Origin of the sequence: uncultured Pelagimonas sp. (assembly GCF_947498515.1) — a bacterium.
Taxonomy (GTDB): domain Bacteria; phylum Pseudomonadota; class Alphaproteobacteria; order Rhodobacterales; family Rhodobacteraceae; genus Pelagimonas.
Window position 1 is genome coordinate 1 of the sequence record NZ_CANMKO010000014.1, and the last position, 23,742, is coordinate 23,742.

The 23,742-nt window shown below is 54.4% G+C and carries 21 protein-coding genes and 2 pseudogenes; 7 read left to right on the top strand and 16 right to left on the bottom strand.

Going from position 1 to position 23,742, the window contains the following annotated elements:
* The coding region (locus tag Q1A43_RS20450; RefSeq protein WP_299938373.1) for a tetratricopeptide repeat protein at positions 1-729 on the top strand (729 nt) is incomplete at its 5' end.
* 712 nt (positions 730-1,441) lie between these two features.
* On the opposite strand, the gene Q1A43_RS20455 is transcribed toward Q1A43_RS20450, so the two are convergent.
* Together Q1A43_RS20455 and Q1A43_RS20460 are read right to left on the bottom strand one after the other, a co-directional pair.
* Positions 1,442-2,983 (bottom strand): sodium:alanine symporter family protein, encoded by a 1,542-nt coding sequence (locus Q1A43_RS20455; RefSeq protein ID WP_299938376.1) that lies wholly within the window; start codon positions 2,981-2,983, stop codon positions 1,442-1,444.
* 9 nt (positions 2,984-2,992) lie between these two features.
* Complete coding sequence (locus Q1A43_RS20460) at positions 2,993-3,430, bottom strand: universal stress protein (protein ID WP_299928727.1); 438 nt, start codon at positions 3,428-3,430, stop codon at positions 2,993-2,995.
* Between the two features lie 171 nt (positions 3,431-3,601).
* Between Q1A43_RS20460 and Q1A43_RS20465 the strand changes: the two genes are divergently transcribed.
* Positions 3,602-4,051: an Lrp/AsnC ligand binding domain-containing protein gene (locus Q1A43_RS20465; protein WP_299938378.1), complete on the top strand. Its 450-nt coding sequence runs from the start codon at positions 3,602-3,604 to the stop codon at positions 4,049-4,051.
* A 1,010-nt stretch (positions 4,052-5,061) separates the two neighbouring features.
* Here the strand turns inward: Q1A43_RS20465 and Q1A43_RS20470 are convergent.
* The 6 genes from Q1A43_RS20470 to Q1A43_RS20495 form a co-directional block, all read right to left on the bottom strand.
* The gene (locus Q1A43_RS20470) at positions 5,062-5,754 is read right to left on the bottom strand and encodes a hypothetical protein (RefSeq protein ID WP_299938380.1); all 693 of its coding nucleotides are present in this window, start codon (positions 5,752-5,754) and stop codon (positions 5,062-5,064) included.
* Positions 5,755-5,811: 57 nt separating this feature from the next.
* Positions 5,812-6,198: a hypothetical protein gene (locus tag Q1A43_RS20475; RefSeq protein ID WP_299938382.1), complete on the bottom strand. Its 387-nt coding sequence runs from the start codon at positions 6,196-6,198 to the stop codon at positions 5,812-5,814.
* A 616-nt stretch (positions 6,199-6,814) separates the two neighbouring features.
* Positions 6,815-7,666 carry a hypothetical protein gene (locus Q1A43_RS20480; protein WP_299938385.1) on the bottom strand — a complete coding sequence of 284 codons (852 nt, stop codon included), beginning with the start codon at positions 7,664-7,666 and terminating at the stop codon, positions 6,815-6,817.
* Positions 7,667-7,692: 26 nt separating this feature from the next.
* The gene (locus tag Q1A43_RS20485; protein WP_299938388.1) at positions 7,693-8,982 is read right to left on the bottom strand and encodes a sulfatase-like hydrolase/transferase; all 1,290 of its coding nucleotides are present in this window, start codon (positions 8,980-8,982) and stop codon (positions 7,693-7,695) included.
* Positions 8,983-9,001: 19 nt separating this feature from the next.
* A complete protein-coding gene (locus Q1A43_RS20490) occupies positions 9,002-9,526 on the bottom strand; it encodes a ricin-type beta-trefoil lectin domain protein (protein ID WP_299938391.1) in 525 nt (174 codons plus the stop codon).
* A complete protein-coding gene (locus Q1A43_RS20495) occupies positions 9,523-9,648 on the bottom strand; it encodes a hypothetical protein (protein ID WP_299938394.1) in 126 nt (41 codons plus the stop codon). The genes Q1A43_RS20490 and Q1A43_RS20495 overlap by 4 nt, the downstream gene beginning before the upstream one ends.
* A 197-nt stretch (positions 9,649-9,845) precedes the next feature.
* Between Q1A43_RS20495 and Q1A43_RS20500 the strand changes: the two genes are divergently transcribed.
* Genes Q1A43_RS20500 through Q1A43_RS20505 form a run of 3 tightly spaced genes read left to right on the top strand, consistent with a single transcriptional unit; the run spans position 9,846 to position 11,916 of the window.
* Positions 9,846-10,310: a response regulator gene (locus Q1A43_RS20500; RefSeq protein WP_366944283.1), complete on the top strand. Its 465-nt coding sequence runs from the start codon at positions 9,846-9,848 to the stop codon at positions 10,308-10,310.
* 32 nt (positions 10,311-10,342) lie between these two features.
* Positions 10,343-10,546 (top strand): helix-turn-helix domain-containing protein, encoded by a 204-nt coding sequence (locus tag Q1A43_RS22505; RefSeq protein ID WP_366944285.1) that lies wholly within the window; start codon positions 10,343-10,345, stop codon positions 10,544-10,546.
* On the top strand, positions 10,543-11,916 hold the full coding sequence (locus tag Q1A43_RS20505) for an ATP-binding protein (RefSeq protein ID WP_299938396.1): 1,374 nt from the start codon (positions 10,543-10,545) through the stop codon (positions 11,914-11,916). The genes Q1A43_RS22505 and Q1A43_RS20505 overlap by 4 nt, the downstream gene beginning before the upstream one ends.
* 494 nt (positions 11,917-12,410) lie before the next feature.
* Here the strand turns inward: Q1A43_RS20505 and Q1A43_RS20510 are convergent, their stop codons facing one another.
* Genes Q1A43_RS20510 through Q1A43_RS20520 form a run of 3 tightly spaced genes read right to left on the bottom strand, consistent with a single transcriptional unit; the run spans position 12,411 to position 17,031 of the window.
* Positions 12,411-14,054: a sulfatase-like hydrolase/transferase gene (locus Q1A43_RS20510; protein WP_299938398.1), complete on the bottom strand. Its 1,644-nt coding sequence runs from the start codon at positions 14,052-14,054 to the stop codon at positions 12,411-12,413.
* 60 nt (positions 14,055-14,114) lie between these two features.
* Positions 14,115-15,146, bottom strand: a complete 1,032-nt coding sequence (locus tag Q1A43_RS20515) for a TAXI family TRAP transporter solute-binding subunit (RefSeq protein ID WP_299938401.1) — start codon at positions 15,144-15,146, stop codon at positions 14,115-14,117.
* A gap of 19 nt (positions 15,147-15,165) precedes the next feature.
* Positions 15,166-17,031, bottom strand: a complete 1,866-nt coding sequence (locus Q1A43_RS20520; RefSeq protein WP_299938403.1) for a TRAP transporter fused permease subunit — start codon at positions 17,029-17,031, stop codon at positions 15,166-15,168.
* Positions 17,032-17,155: 124 nt separating this feature from the next.
* On the opposite strand from Q1A43_RS20520, the gene Q1A43_RS20525 reads away from it, so the two are divergent.
* Positions 17,156-17,938, top strand: a complete 783-nt coding sequence (locus Q1A43_RS20525; protein ID WP_299938406.1) for a helix-turn-helix domain-containing protein — start codon at positions 17,156-17,158, stop codon at positions 17,936-17,938.
* Between the two features lie 61 nt (positions 17,939-17,999).
* Positions 18,000-19,086: pseudogene (locus Q1A43_RS20530) on the top strand (IS3 family transposase).
* A 34-nt stretch (positions 19,087-19,120) separates the two neighbouring features.
* On the opposite strand, the pseudogene Q1A43_RS20535 reads toward Q1A43_RS20530, so the two are convergent.
* From Q1A43_RS20535 to Q1A43_RS20555, 5 genes and pseudogenes are all read right to left on the bottom strand, one after another.
* Positions 19,121-19,661, bottom strand: a pseudogene (locus Q1A43_RS20535) (transposase); the annotation flags it as partial.
* A gap of 334 nt (positions 19,662-19,995) precedes the next feature.
* Complete coding sequence (locus Q1A43_RS20540; protein WP_299938409.1) at positions 19,996-20,682, bottom strand: aspartate/glutamate racemase family protein; 687 nt, start codon at positions 20,680-20,682, stop codon at positions 19,996-19,998.
* Complete coding sequence (locus Q1A43_RS20545) at positions 20,682-21,518, bottom strand: ABC transporter permease (protein WP_299938411.1); 837 nt, start codon at positions 21,516-21,518, stop codon at positions 20,682-20,684. The genes Q1A43_RS20540 and Q1A43_RS20545 overlap by 1 nt, the downstream gene beginning before the upstream one ends.
* A gap of 1 nt (position 21,519) precedes the next feature.
* Positions 21,520-22,374, bottom strand: coding sequence for an ABC transporter permease (locus Q1A43_RS20550; RefSeq protein ID WP_299938414.1), 855 nt, complete (start codon positions 22,372-22,374; stop codon positions 21,520-21,522).
* A gap of 75 nt (positions 22,375-22,449) precedes the next feature.
* A complete protein-coding gene (locus tag Q1A43_RS20555) occupies positions 22,450-23,715 on the bottom strand; it encodes a PotD/PotF family extracellular solute-binding protein (protein ID WP_299938416.1) in 1,266 nt (421 codons plus the stop codon).
* Between the last annotated feature and the right edge of the window lie 27 nt (positions 23,716-23,742).

Consider the following 23,742-nt stretch of genomic DNA (forward strand, 5'->3'; position numbering starts at 1 on the left):
GATCGGTTCCCGGAAAACGCCGTTGCCCGAACTGGGCAGGCGGAGGTTCTGCGCGATCTTGGACGGTTCAGCGAGGCTTTGGCCGCCTATGACGCGGCGATCGATCGGTTCCCAGAAAACGCCGTTGCCCGAAACGGGCGGGCGAACTTGCTCGGATCCGTTGGCGAACTTGATCAGGTTGTTGAAATGCTTTCCGATGTCGCTTCTTCGCCAAAGAGACGGAGTGATTGGGTCGCAGTACACATTCTTGGAATGGCGTACCTCCAGGTAGGAGACCTGGATAAAGCGGACGAAATGCTGTCACTCGGTTTGACGAGTTGCCCGTTTTTGGATCAGCGATCGTATTTCTCTTCAGCCTATGCTGTCCTCTCGCTAACGATGGACAAAGCACCAGAAGCTGAAAACCAGCTTTCGGAGTTGGCGAATGCCAAAAACATTCCCCAGGCGATGAAACGGAATGTCATTCTGCTTCACGCGCACGCATTGGCCAGTTGCGGAAGAGTTGAACGAGCCAGAGAAGCCCTAAATAACCCTCAAATAGTCGATTTTGCAACCGAGCGGCAAAAGCGACTTGCGCGCTCGATAGATGACAGGTTTGGCTTGGAGGGCATCTCAAATAATTCTACTGAAGAGAATGGGATTCTGGACGAAAAGATCCTGTCCTTGGAGGTTCAACTAATTGGCGCACCGAATTTCGGAGTATCACGCCCGAAGAGTTTCGCAGTCTAGAACTACTGAATGACCGCTTTGCACCAACATATTAGTGGCGGTACCGGCAAGCTGCGGGTGGCGCAGCAATGGGAGTTCAAAGCGACCCCGATGATCAGTGGCGTTTGTCACGAAAGCCGACTCTGCCGACCAACATCGGTTGGGTTCTCGTTGTCCCGCGATCCTTGAGATTGTACCCCACCGGATTTCGCACACGCGGCGAATGTCGGGAAAGCGGGCTGCGTCTGCAGCAATCTGACCGGTCGGTGAATGGCTGGAGTGGGCCGATCGCTACGTTCGTCACAAAGGGCGGAAACCAGACTTTAGATGCGTCTGCTTAGTTTCCGTACTGGACGGGCAAAAACGGCCAATCAACCGCAAGTGGCCAGGCCTTCGATGCGGCACAGGCCACCAAGGGCAGCTGTGCGCAATAGCGGGAGGTGCAAGTTTGAGACCTCCGGGCTTTGAGTTGGCAACTCGCGCGGCCGTGTCGAACGCGATTGCCGCTTTTGGCCGTTGGTTAAGTGTCTTAATATGAACCAAGTCGTGCTGGTACTTTTTGTTTCTGCGAACTTCTCACAGTACAAAATGAAAACTCCTTGTCAGGGGAGCGGGCCGAAAACCAGCGTTTTCACGCCAATTCCCAAGTGTGTCATTGCCCAACCGCCATTGTAAGGCACCCCTCATTTAACCGTTCCCCGGCGCACCTTAGGCGCGCCGGGGTGAGTTTTAACTAGTGACCGAACTTCTTGATTTCACCTTTTTCAAGTCGTTCCGCGTAGCTATTAAGCTCCACGCGAACGAGCTTCATCAGGAAGTACAGAGCAAGAATGTTCACAACCGCCATGGCGAAAATCGCTGCATCAGAGAAGTCGATAACTGGTCCAAGCGACGCAGAGGCGCCAATCACGATAAAGATGCAGAAGATGATTTTGAACACCAGTTCAACGGTTTTCCCTTCACCAAAGAGATACGTCCAAGCCTTGAGGCCATAATAGCTCCAAGAGATCATGGTCGAAAAGGCAAAGAGGATTACAGCGATTGCCAGCACAAATGGGAACCAGCTGATTGTGGATCCAAAGGCCGCCGACGTCAGCGCAACGCCTGTGTTACCGTCCACTGTCGCGATGGCCGTGCCAGCCTCGTTGAGCATATAGACGCCCGTGGTTTCATCGATGATCAGCTGTTGCGAAATCACGATAACCAGAGCCGTCATGGTACAGATCACAACGGTATCGATCAGCGGCTCAAGCAACGACACAAAACCTTCGGTGATCGGTTCTTTTGTCTTTACAGCAGAGTGCGCAATAGCCGCAGAGCCAACGCCAGCTTCGTTCGAAAACGCCGCCCGCTTGAACCCTTGGATCAAGGCTCCGACCATGCCGCCAGCAACGCCCAGACCGGTAAATGCCCCGGCAAAGATCTGGCCAAAGGCCCAGCCAATCATGTTGTAGTTGGCAATCAAAATGATCAAAGCCGCACCGACATACAAAATACCCATCAACGGCACGACTTTCTCAGTCACTGTTGCGATCGATTTGATCCCACCAACAATCACCGCAAAGACAACAGCCGCAAAGATGAGGCCGGTGATCCAACCGGGATAGTCACCAACAATACCCGAGATTTGCGCATGCGCTTGGTTGGCTTGGAACATGTTACCGCCGCCCAAGGCGCCCAAAATGCAGAAGATCGAGAACAAGACAGCCAAGATTTTGCCGCCGGGCAAACCCAACTCGTTGAACCCTTTTGAGATGTAATACATCGGGCCGCCAGATACGGTGCCATCTTCGTACTCGTTGCGATATTTTACACCGAGCGTACATTCGGTGAACTTTGACGCCATCCCAAGCAGACCCGCGAGGATCATCCAAAAGGTTGCACCCGGCCCACCGATACCCACGGCAACCGCGACACCGGCGATATTCCCAAGACCTACAGTGCCCGACAACGCGGTTGCAAGCGCTTGGAAGTGGCTAACTTCACCCGCATCGTTTGGATCGGAATAGTCGCCTTTGACCAACCCGATGGCATGGCCGAAAAAGCGAAACTGAACGGCACCAAAATAGATGGTAAAAACCGTCGCCGCGATCACCAGCCACATCACAATCCACGGAAATCCAGTTCCGGGAATGGGGGCAAAAATGAAGGAAACAAAGGGGCCCGTTGCGGTTGCAAAGGCTTGGTTGACTTGCTCGTCAATTCCTTGAGCGAACGCAGCTGGTGCCGCCAGGCTGGCGATGGACGCAGCCAAAAGTGTTTTATAAGCTTTCATAACTAACCTCTATCCAACAACCGTGACAGGTACGCTTGCGTGCATGACCAAGTTTTGCGTTGAGCTACCGAAAATGCGCTTGGTGAAGCCATCATTGGACACACGCCCGACGATGATTTGGGACGCGCCATGTTCCGTGGCAATCCGGTTAAGGGTTTCAGCGACGTCTCCGTGCTGAACCACACCTTGGGCTTTGATACCCGCGTCTTTCAAGGCTTCGACAGCAGGTGTAACGACACGTGTCGTTGCGATATTGATCTCTTCATCGCGCCTTTTATGGCGTTTTTCGTTCTCTTCCGCCGTCTGGAAAGTGAATGGGGACCATTCGATGACATAGGTCACGATCAACTCGCAGTTTTCGATACGAGACGCGAGGTCTCGAGCGAAGGTTAACGCGCGTTCACCAGTATCCGTGCCATCCAGTCCAACTGTTATTTTAACTGTCATTGGTCAGGCTCCGTGTTGGTTCTTCCTTTGGTTGCCCACCCTATCAAACGTGGTTAATAGCGGTGGAAACACCTAAAAGAATAAGTGATTATCACTAGCTATTGGGGATGAATGCAGGGTATTAACTAAAAAATTACCCAAAATATGGCGTAAAATTAGGAAAAATCACCAATGAGCAGGGAAATCGACAGCATCGATGCCAGAATTCTTGAAGAGCTCGAATCAGACGGACGGCTTTCAATTGTGGAGCTTGCGCAGAGGGTGAATTTAACCAACACCCCTTGCTCAGAGAGGGTCAAAAGATTGGAGCGATCCGGTTACATCACCGGGTATCGTGCGATGCTGGATTTGGACAAACTTGGCTTGGGTCACCTGACCGTGGTGCAAGTTTCGCTTGCTGCAACTGGGGGGGACAACTCACTTGATGCGTTCGGCAAAGCGGTCCACTTGATCCCTGAGGTTGAGAGCTGTCTGATGTTGGCCGGGGCTTTTGACTATTTGTTGACGGTGCGTACGAAAGACATGCGGCATTTTCGCGAAGTTCTGGGCGACAAAATCAACAAGCTGCCCGGCATCCTTCAAACGAACTCCTTTGCTGTGATGGAAATTGTCAAAAAATAGCCGGAGTCTCTTGGATGGCATCAAGACGGACTCGTCGGGTGTTCGCTCGGAAAGCCAGCCCTAGTATTGCCCAAATCCGGTTGGGGGCGGTTCCATGGATATCGGTCGAGAAACTGACCGGTTTGGGCCCGCACCATTCAATTGTGGTTCGGTGGCGGACGTATTTTTAATCTTTTTTTCTGGTTAGGTGTTCAAAAAGTATACTTAACACCTCGCCTAACCAGAAGATGCAAGAGATGATACCGATGACTAATGCTGTTTGTCTCTCAATCATTCCTATATTTAACGCCACAACCACCAACAGCAATCCGAGGCTGAACCAAAAAACCGATTTAAAGAGTTTCGAACCTATCATTCGTCTTTTCATTTTGAAGACCTAGACAGCAAATCAAACAAGTGGCTCATCTTTTGCGTGTGATACTCTACAAACACTGTTCATTCCTTTAAAATGGGAAGCAGCGGTTGTTTTCGACGCCACAGGCCAGTACCCAAAGACTCCGATGTCCGCTTTGGACAGGCATTCGCCTTCTATAAGGTTGCGCTTGTGCAAATGTGGTTATAAAAATTTCTCTTTTGTGCTACGATGTGAACACACGGGAATTCATGTGTAGTTTTCTTAGGTAACACATTATGTTGGAATGGTCGATTAATGAAACTGTAAATCTGGTGATCTTGGGCGCTTTAGTAGCCTTCATTGGGTTTGTAGTTGTTTGCGTAAAACGCTCAAAACAACACGCGCCTCCGGTTCACTTTCCCCACAACCCTGTTCCGACAATCGACAAGACAGCGGCGATGCGCGCAAACGCTGAAGGTCAATCGGTCAGCGGAAACATTTGGGGTTAGTCAGCACACAAAAATCGTTTCTAGGTTCGTGCAGCACCGACTTCCCGATGTCATGTCCGCCTCGGGCTGGTACTAGTCACTGCGCAGCGGCGATCACACGTAATTTCGCTGCAGATGCTCTGCGCTGCCGCAAGGCGGCTTAGAGCCCGAGTTGCCACCGGAGAGGATTAGTGATCAAACCGATCATGCGGCCGGCATCCCTCTTCTTCCATGTTCGGTCGGCAGGCCCTTATCGCAGAAATGTATTGGATTAAAAAATCGGGGGCATCTGCCGCTTCGGAAGCTCTATTCAATCGTATCTCAGCTTCTTCGGCTCTGTCTGACGCCATAAGCACATATCCAACAATAGCTTCAAGAAATGGCTTGTCAGTGTCGGAAGCGCGTTCCAATTCACCGTCAGCTTCGGCCAAGAACCGTTCGAGAATATCGTCATTACCTAAAAAATCCTCAGTTTCATACCACATCGAATTAAGCAACAGTCCAAATGCTGTTGTTGTGCCTGACTGACCAAGATGCTCTGCAACACCGTATGCTCTTTGCCATGGGGGAAGTTGCTTTAGATGAGCAAAATCGGGCGTTTCTAAGAAAACCTCCAGGTCTGAAACCTGTTCATCGGAAAATTCCCGATATACTGGCAAGCCATTGGTCGGGCAGATAGGTAATCTTGTGACAAAATCGCAAGAAGTAAAAGGTCTGAAGGACATTGCCCTACCTTGAGTAGAACAACTTAACGTTCCAGTTATTGTGAGCTGCTCACCACCCACGGGACAAACAATGGTTTCGTCTATTGGCGTTCCCGACCAAGATAAACTTGGAGTAAGAAATAGAAAGCCGAACATGGCAACTGTGAAAAATTTCATCTGATATCCCACTCATTACCTGTCTATTCTGTAATGTGTCGAGAAATGGCAGCGAGATCAATCCCGCTCTTGAACCAATTGGTGGCCAAAGGCAGCTCCGTCTGGAATCCAACCTATGGCCAGGAGTTCCTCAATCAGGTTCTGACCGGTGCAACACAGCTGCGGCAGGCACAACATGGTTGGGAGCATATTTCCAAAGCGGCACAAAGATTGAAAATCGGCCCCGGCAAAATCATCGAAGCTATCGTTGACCACAAGATCACCCGCGTCGCCAATAGAATAGGCTGGGAAGGATTTTCTGCGATCCATGTCTGTCATGACGACGTCATAGCCGCTCTGCGGCCAGACCCACCCAAAGCAAAAAGCATAGAAGAATTTGCCAACACTTTCGGGATCAATCAGCCAGCCCACCTGAAGCGTATGATCGAGGACAGATTTGTTCAATCAACAATTCTGCGGAACCTGATCACCTAGGTCAAGCAGTCCTACTTTGAACACGAAGCTGCGTTCCATGCCAAGTTTGTGACCCCAAGAACCTTGGCCAAAGAAACCGATCAAACTTTGCAAAAGGTGTCCCAGCAACTTCGTACGGCTTCCGTTCACCCATTCTCGCCAAACGGAAATCACTAAGGACGCGTGTTTCTAAGGTTGGAAACCCAAGAACTACTGCCTTGATCATTGAATTTAAATAGAAATAGCAGCGTAGGATCCTTCCTGCGCTGCTATTCATGTTTCTAGTAAACCAGCGTTCTTCAGAAATCCGGAAGGCTTATGGTGTGACTCCCGGAAAACCTATGAAGTAACTGACAACTCGTGTTGTGTGCCCGTTAAATATTCCTGAGGCTGCACCTAGCCCATTGATTTAATTGGCAATAAACACTCTCTTAGCAAATACCGTTTTTTGGACCCATAGGCGCTGACGTCAGACGGCTTGTGTTGTGGTGGTCAAAAACAAGACGAGAAGGAATGCGGAAAAATTCGAATTGACTATATCTCGACATCCTCGCTTTGCAAAAGACAAGTGGCAGGCCGTAGAAAACAACCCACCACCCCATTGGTATCAATTGGGCATCGTGTCATATTCGATGACAAAGCCCTTGTTGTACCCACTGGGCATGCCACGTTCACCATACTGGGCGACGGTGTCCCAATAGTCGCCCCATGTGGGGACTGGCACGTTCAGCTCGCCGAAGCCCATGACGTTTTGCCGCCCTGCACCGTTTGGCTGAGTGTTGTTGCGCGGATCCCGATCGGTAACGCCATCATTCAAGTTTTGCGCCCAGTTGCTGTAGTCCCACGGTTCGCCTGACAGCCATTGCCACCCAGCCAGTGAGTCCTCGGTGTCCGACACCCGAACCCCGCCAAGAAAGGGGCCGATCTTGATGCGATAGTGGCTATCGGGAGTGTAGTCGTCAGGGAACTCCCAGAAGTATTTGTCATCGTCCACAAGACTAAAGACAAAGGCATTTTCTTCCGCACTTGTTAGAGAAGCAAGGTATCCTCCTTCACCCTGTGCGAGGATCGCAGCCTGCACCCAGCTGATGTTCATGCTGTTGACCAACACAACCTCGTAGTAATGCGTATCGCCCTCGGGTCGCTCGAAGCTCTGGACTGGTTCACGGATCAAATCGACGTCTTCGGGAAGCGCGTCGAAATTGTCGAAGATTGGGTAGTTGACGGTGAAAGTGGCCGGGCCGACCTGAACGTCTTCCATTTGAACTTCCCCCAGCGGCGGCGGCCCCGAAAGCTTGCCTTGGCCGGGCTTCGGTCCCCCTTGTACGAACATTCCGGTGTCGGGTTGATCGCTCAGGTCATAATACCCCTCGGCCGGGGTGTAATCCTGCGCAACGGCCTGTGTGGCTAGCAAAGCAGTGGAGGTCGCGAGCGCGATGAGGATATGTTTGGAGGTCATGTGAAACTCCTTTCGGTTGGATTTGATCAGTTGGCGCGGATTGCATCGGCGCGGGATTGCAGGCTGTCACGTATGGCGGCCTCGTCATCTGTGATGCCGTCCGCCAGAAGGTCGACGGCCTCCATCGGGTCGGCGGCAAGGTCATAGAGCACTGGCTCGGCCCCTTCGACTGCGACTAACTTGTGATCGCCCATCCGAAGCGCCCAACCAAAGACATCGCTGGTCTTGGGTTCGTACTCTGAGAAATGCTCGACATAGATATGGTCGCGCTGGGTGGTCCCGCCCGCCAAAACCGGCGCAAAGTCCACGCCATGTGTGGCAAGCGCATCGGCCCCGGTTATCCCAGCAATGGTGGTGAACAAGTCGGTCGTCTGGACAAAGGCATCCGTCCGCCCAGCGTCGATCCCCGGCCCGGTTACGACGAAAGGCACATGGGTGCCGCCTTCATAGATCGAGCCCTTGGCGCCGTGATCGCCATAAAACCCGCGCGTCACCTGATTTGGCGAGCCATTGTCGCCGATAAACATGACGATCGTATCGTCGTCCAGCGTGGAGAATAGGCGGCCGATTTCGCTGTCCAGTGCCTCAAGCATGGCATTGTAATAGGTTAGCTGATCGGCCTTGATGCTGTCTTCATCCGTGGGCAGATCGCCCGCCGAATGCAAATGCGCAGGTGGCAGGTGAAACGGTGTGTGAGGCGCGTTGTAAGCCAGCCAGAGGAACCACGGCCTGTCCGCGTCCTGCGCCCCGATCCAGTCAATCGCTCGGTCTGTAAAGGCGGTGGTGGCATATTCGGTCACGTCAATCGGAGTGCCATTGTCCACGCCGCGCCATTCCCAGTAGCTGGGGTTTGCCCCGCCCTTATAGAGCCCCCAATAGTCCGAAACCCCAAGTTCGGCAGGGTGGTTCATGCCTGCGTCGGCCCCTGCCAAATGCCATTTGCCAATCAGGTTGGCGCTGTATTCCGTGCCTTTCAGAACATCAAACAGGCTGGTTACATCCGGGGACAACCCGTTATTGCCATCGCTCGGTATGGCTCCGCCCGTGCCGGTGCGGAAACTGTATTGACCTGTCATGATCGTTGCTCGGGTGGGCGTGCAAACCGGTGCGCTATAGGCGTTGTCAAAGACCAGACCGCCGTCGCACATGGCTTGAATATTGGGCATCTTTGCCTGTTGGTTACCGACCGCATAACAGGCTGAGGCATCCAACCCCATGTCATCGGCAATGATCAGCAGGATGTTTGGTTGATCCGCCTGAGCCAGCATTGGCAGAGTGGCAAGGCACGTTGTCAAAAGAATTTTGCGAAGGGTCATGGTGGGCTCCTTGTCGGTATTAGTTACGGACGATCCAGTGGCGCAGTGCCGGTTCGGTGGTTTCACAATCGGTCAGCTCAAGCACGCGAGACATGAATGGCCCTGCCGAACGACTGGCTTGCCCGGCGGATAGGCAGTGTTCCGGTCTATCCTTGGGATGGATGGCACCACTTTCCGGGTCATAGTCAAAGCGCTGCTCAGAGGCGGCCTCATCGCAGGTCACGAGGGCAAAATCCGTGGGTTCCCCAGTTGTTCGGAGGCTGGCGCAGTAGTCCGGAAAGGCGACAGAGCGGATAAACCCGGTTTCGGGTTCAAAAGAGAATTGAACGTCACCGCCTTGCGGCTTGCAGGAATGCACCTGAAGATCGCTTGCGAAACCGCGCCCCAAGGTATCGATGCACCAACCCAGCTGATCCTTTTCATCAAGGTTCTCAGCTAGAAAGATCACCGGAGGCGGTGTCCGAAGATTGGGTGCCTCGGCTAGCGCTGGAGCGGCTAGCCCAGTCATGGCTGCCAGTGTCAAGGACGAGCATGCGGATTTCATTTTAGGGTCTCCAGTGTCGGGCACGGCATGTTCAAGGTGGCGGAGGTCGCCATCGCGGCGAGGTTCAGCCCACCAAGAATGATCACAGCGGCCAGTGGCAGAAGTCTGTTTCGGGAAATCATTGCAGCCAGCTCCTTGATGACACCTCTTGAACGTATCCATGCGCCGCTCCCGTCGCTCTGGCCATGGCGGGTTTGTCGCCGTCTGTCGCAAAACCCGCGCCTGATACATTTCGCGACAAAGTCCCGCGACAAGCGGCCTGACTTGGGCTTTTCCCGGCGGCTTGCACCCAATAGTCTGCGCCTGAAAGGGGACGGAAATGGACCGGACGCAACAGATCCTAATTGTCGACGATTCCCGTGACATCCGGGAGCCACTTGGGCTGTATCTGCGCAAGCAGGGGTTTCGTACCCGTCTGGCCGCGGATGCGACCGAGGCGAGACAAGCCTTGGCCGAGACCCGGATCGACCTTGCCATTCTCGACATCATGATGCCGGGCGAAGATGGGTTGTCCTTGTGTCGATGGATGGTTGCCCAAACCGAAATTCCGGTGATCCTGCTAACCGCGATGGCGAGCGAAACCGACCGTATTGTCGGGTTGGAACTGGGCGCGGATGATTATGTCGTCAAACCTTTCAACCCGCGCGAGTTATTGGCGCGAATCCGCGCCGTGCTCCCGACCAGCCAACACCAGCCAACGACACTCCGCGCCGCTTTGGCCCGTGGCGACATGATCCCGCGACCCACACCATCCAGCAAGACGTCAACGCCCCAATCACCCTGACGACCAATGAAAATCGATTACTGTCTGTATTTCTGGACCACCCCGGCATCATTCTTAGCCGCGCGCAGCTGACCGAACGGGTTTTGGAACGCGAAGAGAAACCTTTCGACCGGGCGATCGACAACCAGATCAGCCGCTTGCGCAAGAAAATCGAGCCCGACCCAGCGACGCCCCAATTGCTGATCACCGAACGCGGAGGCGGCTACAGGCTTGTGGTCAAGGTGAGCGACATATGATCCTGCGCCGATTCCTACCCTCTCGCTTGGCCAGTCAGCTCTTGGCTCTGATGATGGGCGCACTTGTTCTGGCTTTTGTCTTGACCGGTGTGGTGATGGTCAACCTGCAAACCCGGGCCGGAGACATGGCCCGCGTCACCATCGCCGCCGAGCGCACCAATGAGCTCCTGACAGCGATGAACGCCATCTCCCCGCAAGGACAGGCGGATTTCGCCAAAGCCGCCTCGACCCATACGACCCGGATCACGGTTTCGACCATCCCGATCGTGCGGGAAACAGCGCCGGATATCCGGTCGCAGGCTCTTTTCGATCTCATTGCTGCAGAGACTGAGAGTGACGCACGGGTTGCGGTCCTGTCTCGGGTTCAGACGGCTGCCACCGACGATCCACGAAATGCGGGGCGCAACCGTGAGGTCATTATGGTGTCGGTGCCGCTGGCCGATCCAAGTCGCTGGATGAACATTACTGTTCGTGAGCCGATTACTTTGCACACCAGCGCGGATCAGTCATTTTTGCTTGTGGCATTGACGATCATGGCCTTGCTGGTGGCAGGAGTGGTGTGGCTGTTCGTTCGGCGGTTAACCCGGCCCCTGACCGAACTGGCCCAAGCCGCAACCCGCGCCGCGCGCGGCGATCTTTCCACCCCAATCTCCGAGACCGGGCCTGTCGAGCTGCGCGAAGCAGCGGCGGCGTTCAATGCTATGCAATCCGAAATCTCCCGTTTCGATGTCGAACGCACCCGCACCATTGCCGCCGTAGGTCATGATCTGCGCACCCCCATGACCAGCCTGCGCATACGCGCCGAGATGATTGACGAAGACGCGTTGCGCGAACCGATGATCACCACGTTGGACCAGATGACGGCCATGGCTGACGGGTTGATCACCTATGCAAAGGACGGGCAAGAAGAAGACCGTGTGCCGGATCTCGATCTTGCAGAGCTGCTGGGCAAGCTCTGCCGCAACCGGGGTGTGTTGTTTCGGGCCACCGCCAACCCTATCGTGACTGCCGCGCCGATCAGCCTGAGCCGCGCCGTTGGCAATCTGATCGACAATGCCGTGCGGCATGGCGGCGGTGAGGATGTAGCGGTCAGCTTGTCACAAGACAAACAAGACGTGCTAATCACGGTGTCTGACCTCGGCCCGGGTATTCCCGAAGACCGCATGGCAACCATCTTTGAGCCGTTCACGCGTGTTGAGAACAGCCGGAACACTGTTACCGGTGGTGCAGGGCTGGGCCTGTCAATCGCCCGACGCATCGTCCGGGCACATGGCGGCGAGTTGCTCCTGAGAAACCGAGACCCGCTTGGGTTGGAGGCGGTGATCAAACTCAGGGGAGAAAACCCGTCGTCAGAAGCGCAATCATCATAGGAAACTCTGTCACCAGGACATTCTTTAAAGCTGACCTTTGCGCAGAGCGCGGCTAGCGATGACACCTATCATCAACCCATGTCCTTTCTGGGCTTATTCTGTTGGAAAACCCGCCTGCCGAAAAAACCGCTGCCACTCGTTAGAACAAGTGTTTTGCGGACGCGAGACTGGCAAACAGTATACTTACAATGACACACCTACGGGGCAGTGTTCCGACGATGCGCGTTCAAATGGCCCAAAACCGAATTTATCCCACAAAATAAGCACTTCCAAGTCATTCACGCCAAGCGCGGCTTTGGCCTCATTTTGGCAAGGAGGGGCGGAAAACCCGGACCTTCGTTGCGATGCCATATATGGTCGCTTTGTAGAAAAACGTTCAAGACCTAGGGCCATCCGCAATTCGTCATCCACTGAGCGTTGCTAGATTCAGATCGCGGTGCGACGGCTGAAACGGAGATTTCCTATTCCACATCAAGTTTGCGCGATTGATTGCTTCAGGACGCTTCGGGAGGAGGGCTTGCGCCGTTTTCCGCCTGATCCATGACCTCGCGCAGCTCGTCTTCGTTGCGATAGCCAATCAAAATCCCGGCCTTGGCTTCGGCCAAATCTGCATTGCGCCCGGCAATTTGTGCGTCTGACATGGTAGTGCGCTGTGATGTCCGTCGCGCCCAGTTAAAGAATAGTCGCTCCAACCGATCCAGCTCCTCTGCAAAAGCTAGGTCGGCACCCAGATCGGTGAATTCGTCAGGGTCAGTGGAGAGGTCAAAAAGCATAGGCCGAAACCCTTCGGCAAAAATGTACTTCCATCGTCCGTCGAAGAGCATTGTTAGCTTGGCATCTTGCACGTCCACGCCAAGGCGCTTGCGCACCTCGCGCATCGAATAGTCGTACTCGGACACCGCAAAATCCCGCACGTTGTCGACCTGTCCGTGTAGTATCGGGCGTAACGACCGACCCTCGATGATATGGGGCACCGATACGCCGCCAAAGTAGTCGAGGATCGTGGGCACAACATCGATCGCCTCGATCAGGGTCGAAGATTTCAAACCACGGGTTGCATCGGCCTCGGGGCTGGGATCGACAACGATCAGCGGGATGCGGGCCGAGGCGTCATGAAACAGTTCTTTCTCGCCCATCCAGTGATCGCCAAGATAGTCGCCATGATCGGAGGTGAAGACGATCATCGTATCGTCCGCAATCCCCTGTTCTTCGACAAACGCCATCAATCGGCCGATTTGATCGTCCAGTTGTTTGATCAGACCCATATAGGCGGTCAGAACCTTTGTCCGCGCTGCGTCATCGCAAAAGGCCTGCGAAACGCGTTCTTGCATGAATGCGCCATAGACGGGATGCGGATCGGCCTTTTCAGACCTGCGGCGCACCGGGTCCAGATGGGTCTCGGGTCCATACATCTGGTGGTACGGGGGCGGGACAATATAGGGCCAATGTGGTTTGATATAGCTAAGATGCAGGCACCACGGGGTGTCACCCGCGTCTCGGATGAAATCCATCGCCCGCCCGGTGATATAGGGCGTTTCACTTTCCTCGTCGGCGGCGCGTGCGGGCTTATCCGCGTTATCTAAGAACCAGCCGCTGAGGATATTTCCGTCATCGTCCTCGGCGCTGTTAGCAACGCTCTGCCAAGGGTTCTCATCTGGCCAACCACGCTCTTTCATGTGGGTGTCATAGGCGGTGTTGCGCGGATATCGAGGGCCATCTGGATGCAGCCCGTCTTCCCTCTCATAGGGTTCAAATCCACATTCCGACACCAACACGCCAATCTCGCTGTCGGGCGACAGGCCAAGGCGACGCATCCCTTCGACATCGGCGGTCATATGCGTTTTCCCGCAAAGCGCGGTCCGGACCCCCAAGGGACGCAGGTGATCGCCCAGTGTCATCTCGCCCACTTTCAGCGGGATGTTGTTCCAAGTCGACCCATGAGAGCTGACATAGCGCCCGGTGTAAAACGACATCCGAGACGGCCCGCAGATCGGCGATTGCACATAAGCGCGCTCAAACAACACGCCGCGCTTGGCGAGCCGGTCAATATGAGGCGTGTGCAGATGGGGATGCCCAGTGCAGGAGAGGTAATCCCACCGCAGCTGATCACACATGATAAAAAGAACGTTCTTGGACATGATGCCGGATCACCTGATTTTAAGGTCGGGACGTTTCCGTCCCGACTGTTCTTTTGGATGTTACATGCGGGCGACGTCGGGAACCGCCACACCCAGTTCCTCAAGCGCGCGTAGCGCCCCTGGGTGCAAGGGCATGTTGATATCGGCCACCGCAGCTTCCGGATTGACGGCCATTAACCAAGGTGCGCTGTCGCCCATGTCGGCAACTCCTGCGAAGAAAGACTTGGTCATGTCGTAGATCATCGCCTCGTCAGCGTCTTCGTTAGTGACAATACCGACGGTAACGCGCAGCGTCGTCACGTCACCCTCGTTTTGCTGGTTGTCACCATAAACACCGGCCGGAAGCGTGCCCAAGCCAAAGCCGGGACGGTTTGCCAACGCCTTGACGCCATCGGTTTCCAATTTGTCATCGGGGATACCCAAGAACCGGATCGGATTGGTCACGGCAATTTGTGTCAGCACCGGGCTTGGGGCGTTTGTCGGGTTGCAATAGACATCGAGGTTGCCATCCTGGAATGACGCCGCCGCCGCATCCCAGCCGAGCTTCACGGCTTCGTAGTCCTTGCCTTCTTCCAAACCTGCGACGGCTTGGAATAGGCGCTTCATCGTGGCAAAGGCCGCACCGCCCGGGGGGCCGAGGAAGACACGTTTGCCGCGAACATCGTCCAACGATTTGATCCCCGAGGATTCATAGACCGCTATATGGTAGACACCCATGGGAAAGTTCAGCACGGCGCGCAATTTCTTAGATAGGGCAGGGGCTTGGTCAAGCTTTGCGAACATGGCTTTCTGATTGGACATGAGGGCATGCAATGCCGGAGAGGTCATGCAAAACTGGGTTTTCCCCATGGCCACTTCTAACACGTGTCGCGTGGCTGCGCCGGTGGCGTTGATCTGGATTTCGTAATCCGGCAATTCGCGGTTCACGATGTTTGCAAAGGTTGTCATCACAAGGTTCGGGCTGGTGCCCGGTCCGAGCGTTGACATCCGCAACAGCTCTTTCGCCATTGCTACGCGAGGTAAAAGCGCAAGAGATGTTGCCGCCGCTGCGCTGGCCAGCATTGCTCGGCGGTTTAGTTTGGTGGCTTTCATGGATTGGTCCTCCTTACCGTCATGAAACTTGGTTTTTAGTCATCAGATCCAACCGGTCGAAATACATCAGGCCGATGGCGAGTATCGCGGCGAACCACGAAACGATGGGTCCGAAAAAGATGAGGCCAACTGCGAGGGAAAGCCCAATGGGTGTCATGTACCCCTTGCCGCGGCGGGGATAACAGGCGCGAGAAATCAGGATGGTGGCGAGTAAAACGAACAAGATCGCCTGAACCGATTCCAGCACAGGAAACCCGGTGCCCAGCAGCAAAGCCGGTTTGTAGATAAACGCAAAGGGGATCACAAAACCTGGCAGCGCCAGTCGCGACGCTTCCAATGCTGTGCTCATGGGGGCGGACCCCGCGATTGGTGCCGCCGCAAATGCGGCGAGCGCAACGGGAGGTGTGATGGCCGATAGGACGCCGAAATAGAGCACAAACATATGTGTATGAACGATCGGCACACCCAGCTTTTGCAGTGAAGGGCCCATGACCAGAACGATGATGAGATAAGCCGGTACCGTTGGCATGCCCATTCCAAGCAACAGGCAAGCGATGGCCATCAGGATCAGGGACAAGATCAACTGATCTTCGGCGAGGCTAGATAATAGTGAGGCAAAACGCAGGCCAACTCCGGTGAGGTTGAGCACGCCAATGACGATCCCCACGGCCCCCACGATAACCACTAATTGTGCCGAAATCAGCCCCGCGGACCGGATGAAGCGAAGCCAGGCGTGGCCGTCGAAAAGCAGGTCAGGCCGGATTGCGAACCCCATCACGGCCGCCAATGCAAGCCCGACGAACCCCGCATAGGCGGGCGAGGCACCGCCAACCATCGTCATCACGATTCCGGACAAAGCGATGGCAAAGATCGCCATCTGAACAAGTTCGCGCCAGTTAAACTGAACCTTTTCACGGGTCGGTTCTTCTGCCAGATCCATGTTGCGCGCTGCGCTGGAGATCGCGACAAAAAGGCCACCGTAATAGAGCAGCGCAGGCACAGCAGCAGCGGCACAGATGGTCAAGTAAGGAACGCTTGTGACATCGGCCATAATAAAGGCAACGGCCCCCATAATGGGTGGGGTGATCTGCCCCCCGCTTGAGGCGGCAGATTCCACAGCCGCTGCGAACCGTGGCGAAAATCCACGCTTTTTGATGAGGGGAATGGTGATGACGCCTGTCCCCACGACATTTGCCACCGCAGAGCCTGAGATTGTCCCAAAAAGCCCGCTGGCGACGGTTGCTGCAGCGGCGGGACCAGAGCGCAGCCGCCCGGTTGCGGCGAGCGCGAGGCGTACCAGAACCCGATCGATGGCCAGCAACTCAAGCAGCGCACCAAACAGAATGAAGATCAAAATGGTCGACACGACGGTGGCCATCGGCCGTCCAAAGACGCCGTCGAAAGAGAACCATAATACGGTTATGAGCTCGTCGGTAGAAATGCCCGCATGCCTAAGAAATCCAGGTGCCAAATGGCCAAAAGCGCCGTAGCAAAGCACCACTCCGGCGACCAACGCCATCACCAATCCGACAGATCTGCGTGTCAGTTCCACAACGGCAAGCAAACCCAATATCCCCATCCAAATGTCCTTGGAGGTCAGGAAATACAGCCCGGTTTCGATCTCTTCAGCGGCTCTAAAATATTGGTAGACGCCAAGTGATAGAGCGGCGGCAGTGAGTATCAGGAAAAAACGATTGAGGAGACTGCCCGACTTTTCGAAACTCGTGAGGATGACAAGCAGACCGCCAACCAACAGCATTCCGACCCGCAAAAAGGAATCTGAAAAGACACCAAAGACCGAGACGTAAAGAACGACGCCGATCACGATCAGTGACAATAGCAAGACGACATAGTCCGCGAGCGCAGACGTATTGAGTTTTGGCACGGTGTCCTCCCTTGCGCGTCTGTTCGCCACTCCCCGCTCTCCCGACAAGGTGTGCGACGCATGGAAAAAGTATTGGACAGCTACATCTTTGTCGAATAGCCGTTTCACTAGGTGGAACGCAGGCATGACAAAACTCAATCGATCAATCGACCGTGGGCTGGCTGTTCTTGAGGTCGTGCATACCTCTGGCACGATATCGCTGGCCGGTCTTGCACGCCATACGGACCTGCCCAAACCGACCTTGTTGCGTATTTGTGCCACGCTCGAAGCGCGTCGTTGGTTATTGCGCCGAAGCAACGACGGTTACTACCAGCTAGGCTCGGCTTTTCCGCTGGGCGACGGTTCACCTAACCTCACCGACCGGCTTGTTGCTGTGGGTAAGGATGTGATTGTGCAGCTAAGTCGCAAAACGGGACTGGGTGTTGATTTGGCCGCGGCGATCGGTGACGGCCGGGTTGAGATCGTCGACACAACTCGCGTTTTCAAAATGCATGGTGTTCATCCAGACAGCGTTGGTTTCCGCCCATCACCTGTCCTGTCGGCGCTGGGCACAGCCTTCTTGTTTGCGCTTTCGGGGGCAGATCGGGCGCAGGCGTTGCAAAATCTTGCCGACAAGTTGCCCCGCGAAGATATTCAGGCAATGCCCGGGCTTGCTCCTATTCTGAAGGGTGTTGCAGAACGCGGATATGCAATCCGACCCAAGGGGCATTGGGGCCGGGCCGTTGATTACGGCGCCTTGCCAGGGGCCATCGCTGTTCCAATATTCGCCAACAAAAACCCTGTCGGCGCCGTTAACCTAGTTTGGAACGCCAGTGAGCGTTCGGTGGACGCTGTGGCAAGAGATCACCACACTCGGCTTCAATCAGCTGCGCACATTATTGGTCGTGCTTTTGCCGAATTAGGCTGAAAGGTGAGCCTCCCCCTTTGAAGTGGTCCGCGCCTATAGTTAGGAAAGCGGAGGACCAGAGATGGCCATTAAGAGACCCAAGCCCGATGAGATTGTCGTGAAGTTAAGTCAGGTTGAAGTTCTGATGGGGCAAGGCCTGCCCCGGATTGATGCGTTCAGACAGATCGGAGTGACCGAACAAACCTATTACCGCTGGGAGAAGAAGTACGGCGGGATGGGCACATAACAACTCAAGGAACTAAAGCGGCTACAGAACAGAGAACGAGGGTCTCCGACGGGCTGTATCAGACTTAACATTGGACAAGCGGATCTTATCGGAAGCCGCGCGGGGAAACTTCTGAGCCCCTCGCGTCGCCGCGTCTGCATCGGCCTGGTCCGCATCCAGATGAACGTTTCCGAACGCCGTGTTTGTCGTGTCCTGAGCCAGCACAGTTCCACGCAGCGGCGGTTGCCGAAAGGCCGTACTGATGAAGATCGTCTGGTCGCAGACATGATCGAGCTGACACGCCAGTACGGCCGATATGGCTACCGTCGGATTGCGGCCTTGCTGAGAGATGCAGGTTGGCAAGTGAACGATAAGCGTGTCGAACGCCTATGGAGGCGAGAGGGGCTTAAAGTGCCAATGAAACAACCAAAGAAAGGGAGGCTCTGGCTCAACGACGAATCCTGTGTCCGCCTGCGCCCCGAGTATCGAAATCACGTCTGGTCGTATGACTTCGTGCATCACCGGACAGACGACGGCAGGGCTTTCAGGATGCTGAACAATCTGGACGAACACAGCGCGGCGTGCCTGCATATATCAGGTCGGACAATCACTGCCCGGCAGGCGAATGCGAAGCAATCTGCCGAGAGGGGGCCCAGTGTTCATCGCTGGGGCCGTCAGGGGCTGGATCAAAGCCGTCGGGGCGAAGACCGCATATATTGAACCCGGATCGCCCTGGGAGAACGGATACCGCGAAAGCTTCAACGGGCGAATGCGGGACGAATTGCTCAACGGTGAAATCTTCTACTCGTTACGAGAAGCCCAAATCATCATCGAAAGCTGGAGGAAATACTACAACACCAAACGACCTCACAGTGCTCTGGGCTACCGCCCACCGGCCCCCGAAGCCATCGTCCCGATGGAAACCAGGCCAATCATGCACTAGCATTCAAAATGGTCCACTCAAATGGGGCTGATCAATCCAGTGTGTCGAGGTACTCGCGAACTGCACGGGGCGCATCATCAGGATCAATGGCCTCTGGGTTCCAATCTGCTTTAGATGAGGACTTTTGACGATTAGCGTCGGCAGCAATAATGCTGGCATCGGCCGCATACCGTTGACCGCTTGCTAGACCTGCCTGTCTCGAATACATGACGCAACACATCGCTGTCTCGGAAACGCCCGTGCCGGTTCTTGGAAAATGTCGAGTGATCTGGAATTGGATCCGACAAATCCATCTTGCAGAACCAACGATAGGCGAGGTTCAGATGGAGCTCTTCGCACAGATGACGTTCTGACCGAATGCCCATGACGTATCCCACCAACAACATCCGCATCATCAATTCTGGATCAATTGAAGGCCGGCCAGTGGAGCTGTAAAACTCAGTCAGATGCGTCCGAACGCTGGACAGATCAATATAGCCATCAATAGCCCTCAGAACGTGATCGCCGGGGACGTGGCCTTCTATCGAGAAATCATAGAACAGAGCAGATTGTGCTTCCTGACGTGGTCCCATCATCGCGATCAATCTCCAACATCAATAAGACAATTGAATCAGCAGCGAAAACCCAAATCAACAAGAGTTTTTCAACAGAATAAGCCCAAACACGACATTCATTCACGCACCTGGCGGCCATGGCAATCGTACAAAATGGGCAAAGACCTGACCGTCCCTTCGCCTGCCGACAGTCACGCCTTCGCTCTGGAAAGCGGACCTTCGCAGCAAACAAAGCTGCACATTTCGCACATTCTTGAATGAGTGTGAAAACGATTATTTCTCTGCTGCGACATTCAAATTCTTGTTTCACTCGCTGCAAAGTCCCGGAGTGCTGCAATGATTTTCTGAACTGGGGTCACAAAAAAGGTTCCCCTTCCAAAGTTTCTTTTCCGGCAAGGGTTAGTGCTGCGGCAACGGCTAAATGCGTGGATGCGACGACTCCGTCGATCAACGTTGCGCCCGTTCTTTCCGTAAGTACGCCGTGATACATTGCCATACCCGCACAGCCCAGAACAACCGTTGCGCATTTGGATTGGGCTTTGGCTTCAACGATAGCCTGGGCCAATTGATCCAACATTTGCACCCCGCCCTGTTCAATAGCCAAAACGGCCAACCTGCTGGCGTGCACCTGTGCGCAGCTTCCGCCGAACCCTGAAGATTTGATATTGCCCTCGATCACGGGGACGGCCGCCTCAACGGAAGTAACGACACTGAAAACTCCGCCCAGCAACGACGCTATCGTATAGGCGGAATGGCCTATCCCCAGAACAGGACAGGTTGCGAGGTTGCGGGCCTCGGCTAGGCCTGTGTCGTCAAAACAGGCAATGACGATGGCGTCGGCTCCCAAGGCCTGAGCCTCGGCGACATATTCCAAGACACCGGGTATTGCCGCCGCCCCGTCCTGTGGACCTTCGATGGCGGCGGGGCCCTTGGTATTGGTCAGCCCGGATACCTTCACCTCCGGCACGGCTTTGGCGGCAACGGAAACCACGCTCTTTGTCATTGCCTCGGTCGCATTTGGATTGATGTAGACCAGATGCATCAGAGCGCCTTTCCGGCGTCAGATCCGATGCGCGCCCGGCGCTTCCCCAGGATCCAAACCACAAGCAAGAACACACCGATGATTGCCAATGAAAACAATGTGGTCAGTGTTCCAAGAGCATAGATGACTGGGGTGGTGACATTGGTGGTCATGCCAAAGATTTCCAGCGGAAGAGTGTTGTAACTGCCAGCGGTCAATAATGTCCGCGCAAATTCATCGTAGGACAGGGTAAAGCCAAACAGTGCAACCCCGATCAGAGAAGGCGCGATAATAGGCAGGATCACATGGCGAATGATCTGCCAAGGGGTTGCACCCTGATCGCGCGCCGCTTCTTCGTAGGATTTGTCGAACCGGTTGAACACCGCAAATATGATCAACAGCCCAAAGGGCAGTGTCCATGTCAGCTGGCTTCCAAATCCGGATGTCGCCCAGTGAACCTTGAATCCCAGTTGGTTAAAGATCAATCCAACCCCAAGCGACACAAGGATGGATGGGATGACCAGCGATGTGATGGTCAGATAGAACAGAACAGTCGAGCCAGCGAACTTCTTGCGAAAGGCCAAACCGGCTGAGACAGAAACCACAACGGTCGAGACCATCACCATGAAGCCAAGCGCCAAAGAGCGGCGGAACGACCCCCAAATGTCTCCGACTGCTTGCTGTTCAAATAACTCGCGGAACCAATTCAATGAGACGCCGCGCATTGGGAAGGTGAGACCGCCACCTTTGCCTTGGAACGACAAAACACCGATGGTTAGGGTTGGGCCGTAAAGGAACAGCAAAAAGACGCAAAAGAAGGCGGCTAGAAAGTAGAAGGACCTGGGGCGTTGTTCCATGTCAAAGCTCCTTACGAATGTTAACAAAGCGCAGCAACACGCCAATTACGATGAGAACGGTACAGAGCAACACAACCGCCGTTGCCGCCGCAGAAGGGTATTGCAGCAGCGCGATGTCGTTGGAAATCAATCGCCCGACATTGGCTTTTTGACTGCCCGACATGAAACGCACCGTGATGAAGTCACCCATCACCAATGTGACCACAAAAATTGTGCCAATCATGATGCCCGGCTTGGTTAGGGGGACAATCACGTGCCACAGGGTTTGCAAGCCAGAGGCGCCGTTGTCATAGGCCGCTTCGACGAGAGATTTGTCGATCCGCATCATCGTATTGAAAATCGGTACAACCATGAACAGCGTATAAAGGTGGACAAAGGCAAGGATGACCGAGAAGTCCGAATACAACAGCCATTCCAGCGGTTCATCGATGACACCCCATGAAATCAGGGTTTGATTGGCGATGCCATTGCGTCCCAAAAACGGGATCCACGAGATCATTCGGATAATGTTTGAAGTTAAAAATGGGATGGTGCAAAGCAAAAACAAAGCGGTCTGCATGGATTGGCTACGTACATGAAAGGCCAGAAAATAGGCCACGGTAAAACCGATGCTTAGAGTGAATACCCACGTGATAAATGCGTATTTGAAGGTGGCAAAGAAGACTTTGTACGTCACCGGCGAACTGAACAAAAACGCGTAGTTATCTAACTGAAACGCCGGATAGATCGAGAACTCTGTCGCGCCCCAAAAGCTAACAACAAAGATCATCCCAATTGGCACTACAAGAAAGGCGAGAAGCACGGCCATCAGTGGTGCGGCTTGAAAATAAGCAATACTATCGCGTGATTTACCCATGCTGGCTTTCTGGTACTATGAATGTTCTTGGATGTGGGACTGGCGCAGGTAAGATGACCCGCGCCAGAGCTGTTTTTAGGCCGCGATGAATTCGTTCCATTTGCGAACCATGTACTGGTTCTCGTCCATGACCGAATTCCAGCAGGCAACGGCACCCATGCGTTCTGTGAACGATCCGCCGTCGCGAACATCACCGGCCTTGGCCAGTTCGTCGCCTGTTGGCGAGGTGATGATATCGGTGGCGGGTTTGCCCTCGAACCAGTAGCCCCATTCGTTGTCGCTCATGAATTCTTTGGAGGTCTCTGGCACGGCTGAATAATAACCTTGGCGCATCAAGTAGCCACCGACCCAGCCGGACAGATACCAGTTGATGTATTCATAGGCCGCCTCCAGCTCCAAACCGGACAGGCTGGAGGACAGGCCAAGACCGCCACCCCAAGACCGGTAGCCCTCTTTGAGCGGCTGATAAACGCAAGGAATTCCGCGCGATTTGACCGCTGTAATGGCAGGTGACCACATGGATTGGATCACCACCTCGCCCGAGGCCATCAAGTTGACGGATTCATCAAACGACTTCCAGAATGCCCGGAACTGGCCGTTTTGTTTGGCCTCGGTAAAGATCACAAAGGTCTTGTCGATCTCTTCTTTAGTCATGTTGCCTTTGTCACCATACTGGATTTCGCCCATGGCTTCGCAAACCATCGCCATATCCATGATCCCGATCGACGAAATGTCGAGGATCGAAGCTTTGCCCTTAAATTCTGGGTTCAACAGCTCTGTCCAGCTTTCAATCGGGCGGCCGATCAGGTCAGGGCGAATGCCCAATGTGTCGGCGTTGTAGATTGTCGGGATCAAGGTCATCCAACCGGATTCAGTGTCGGCAAATGTTTTGCTGCCTGGCCCGTCGACAAAGCCAACTGTGTGTGGCGCGGTGCCCTGAGCGACGACACTTTCTGGTGTCAATTTGCCCGAACGGAATGTACCGGCGATTTTGTCGTAATTGGTGATCTTGGACGTATCCATCGCCTGCAAATTGCCTGTTGGCCAAACCTTTTTGCAGATCCAGTATTCGATGTCCGCAATATCAAAACTGTCGGGTTGCGTTGCGGCGCGCTGGGTAACGCTGTCACTGTCAAGGGCGGTCATTTCCAGAGTGAAACCAAGGTCTTCTTTCACTTTGGTTGCAACATCATTGAGGTTTGATACACCGGTGCCGAACTGGCGCAGGGTGATATTCTTGATCTCTTGGGCCCACACCATTGGCGCTGGCAAAGTGGAGGCAGCAACAGCAGCAGCGCCACCTTTCAAAACAGCTCGACGGCTATAACGCATTTTTGACATTGAGTTCGTTCCTTGTTGATTGCTTTG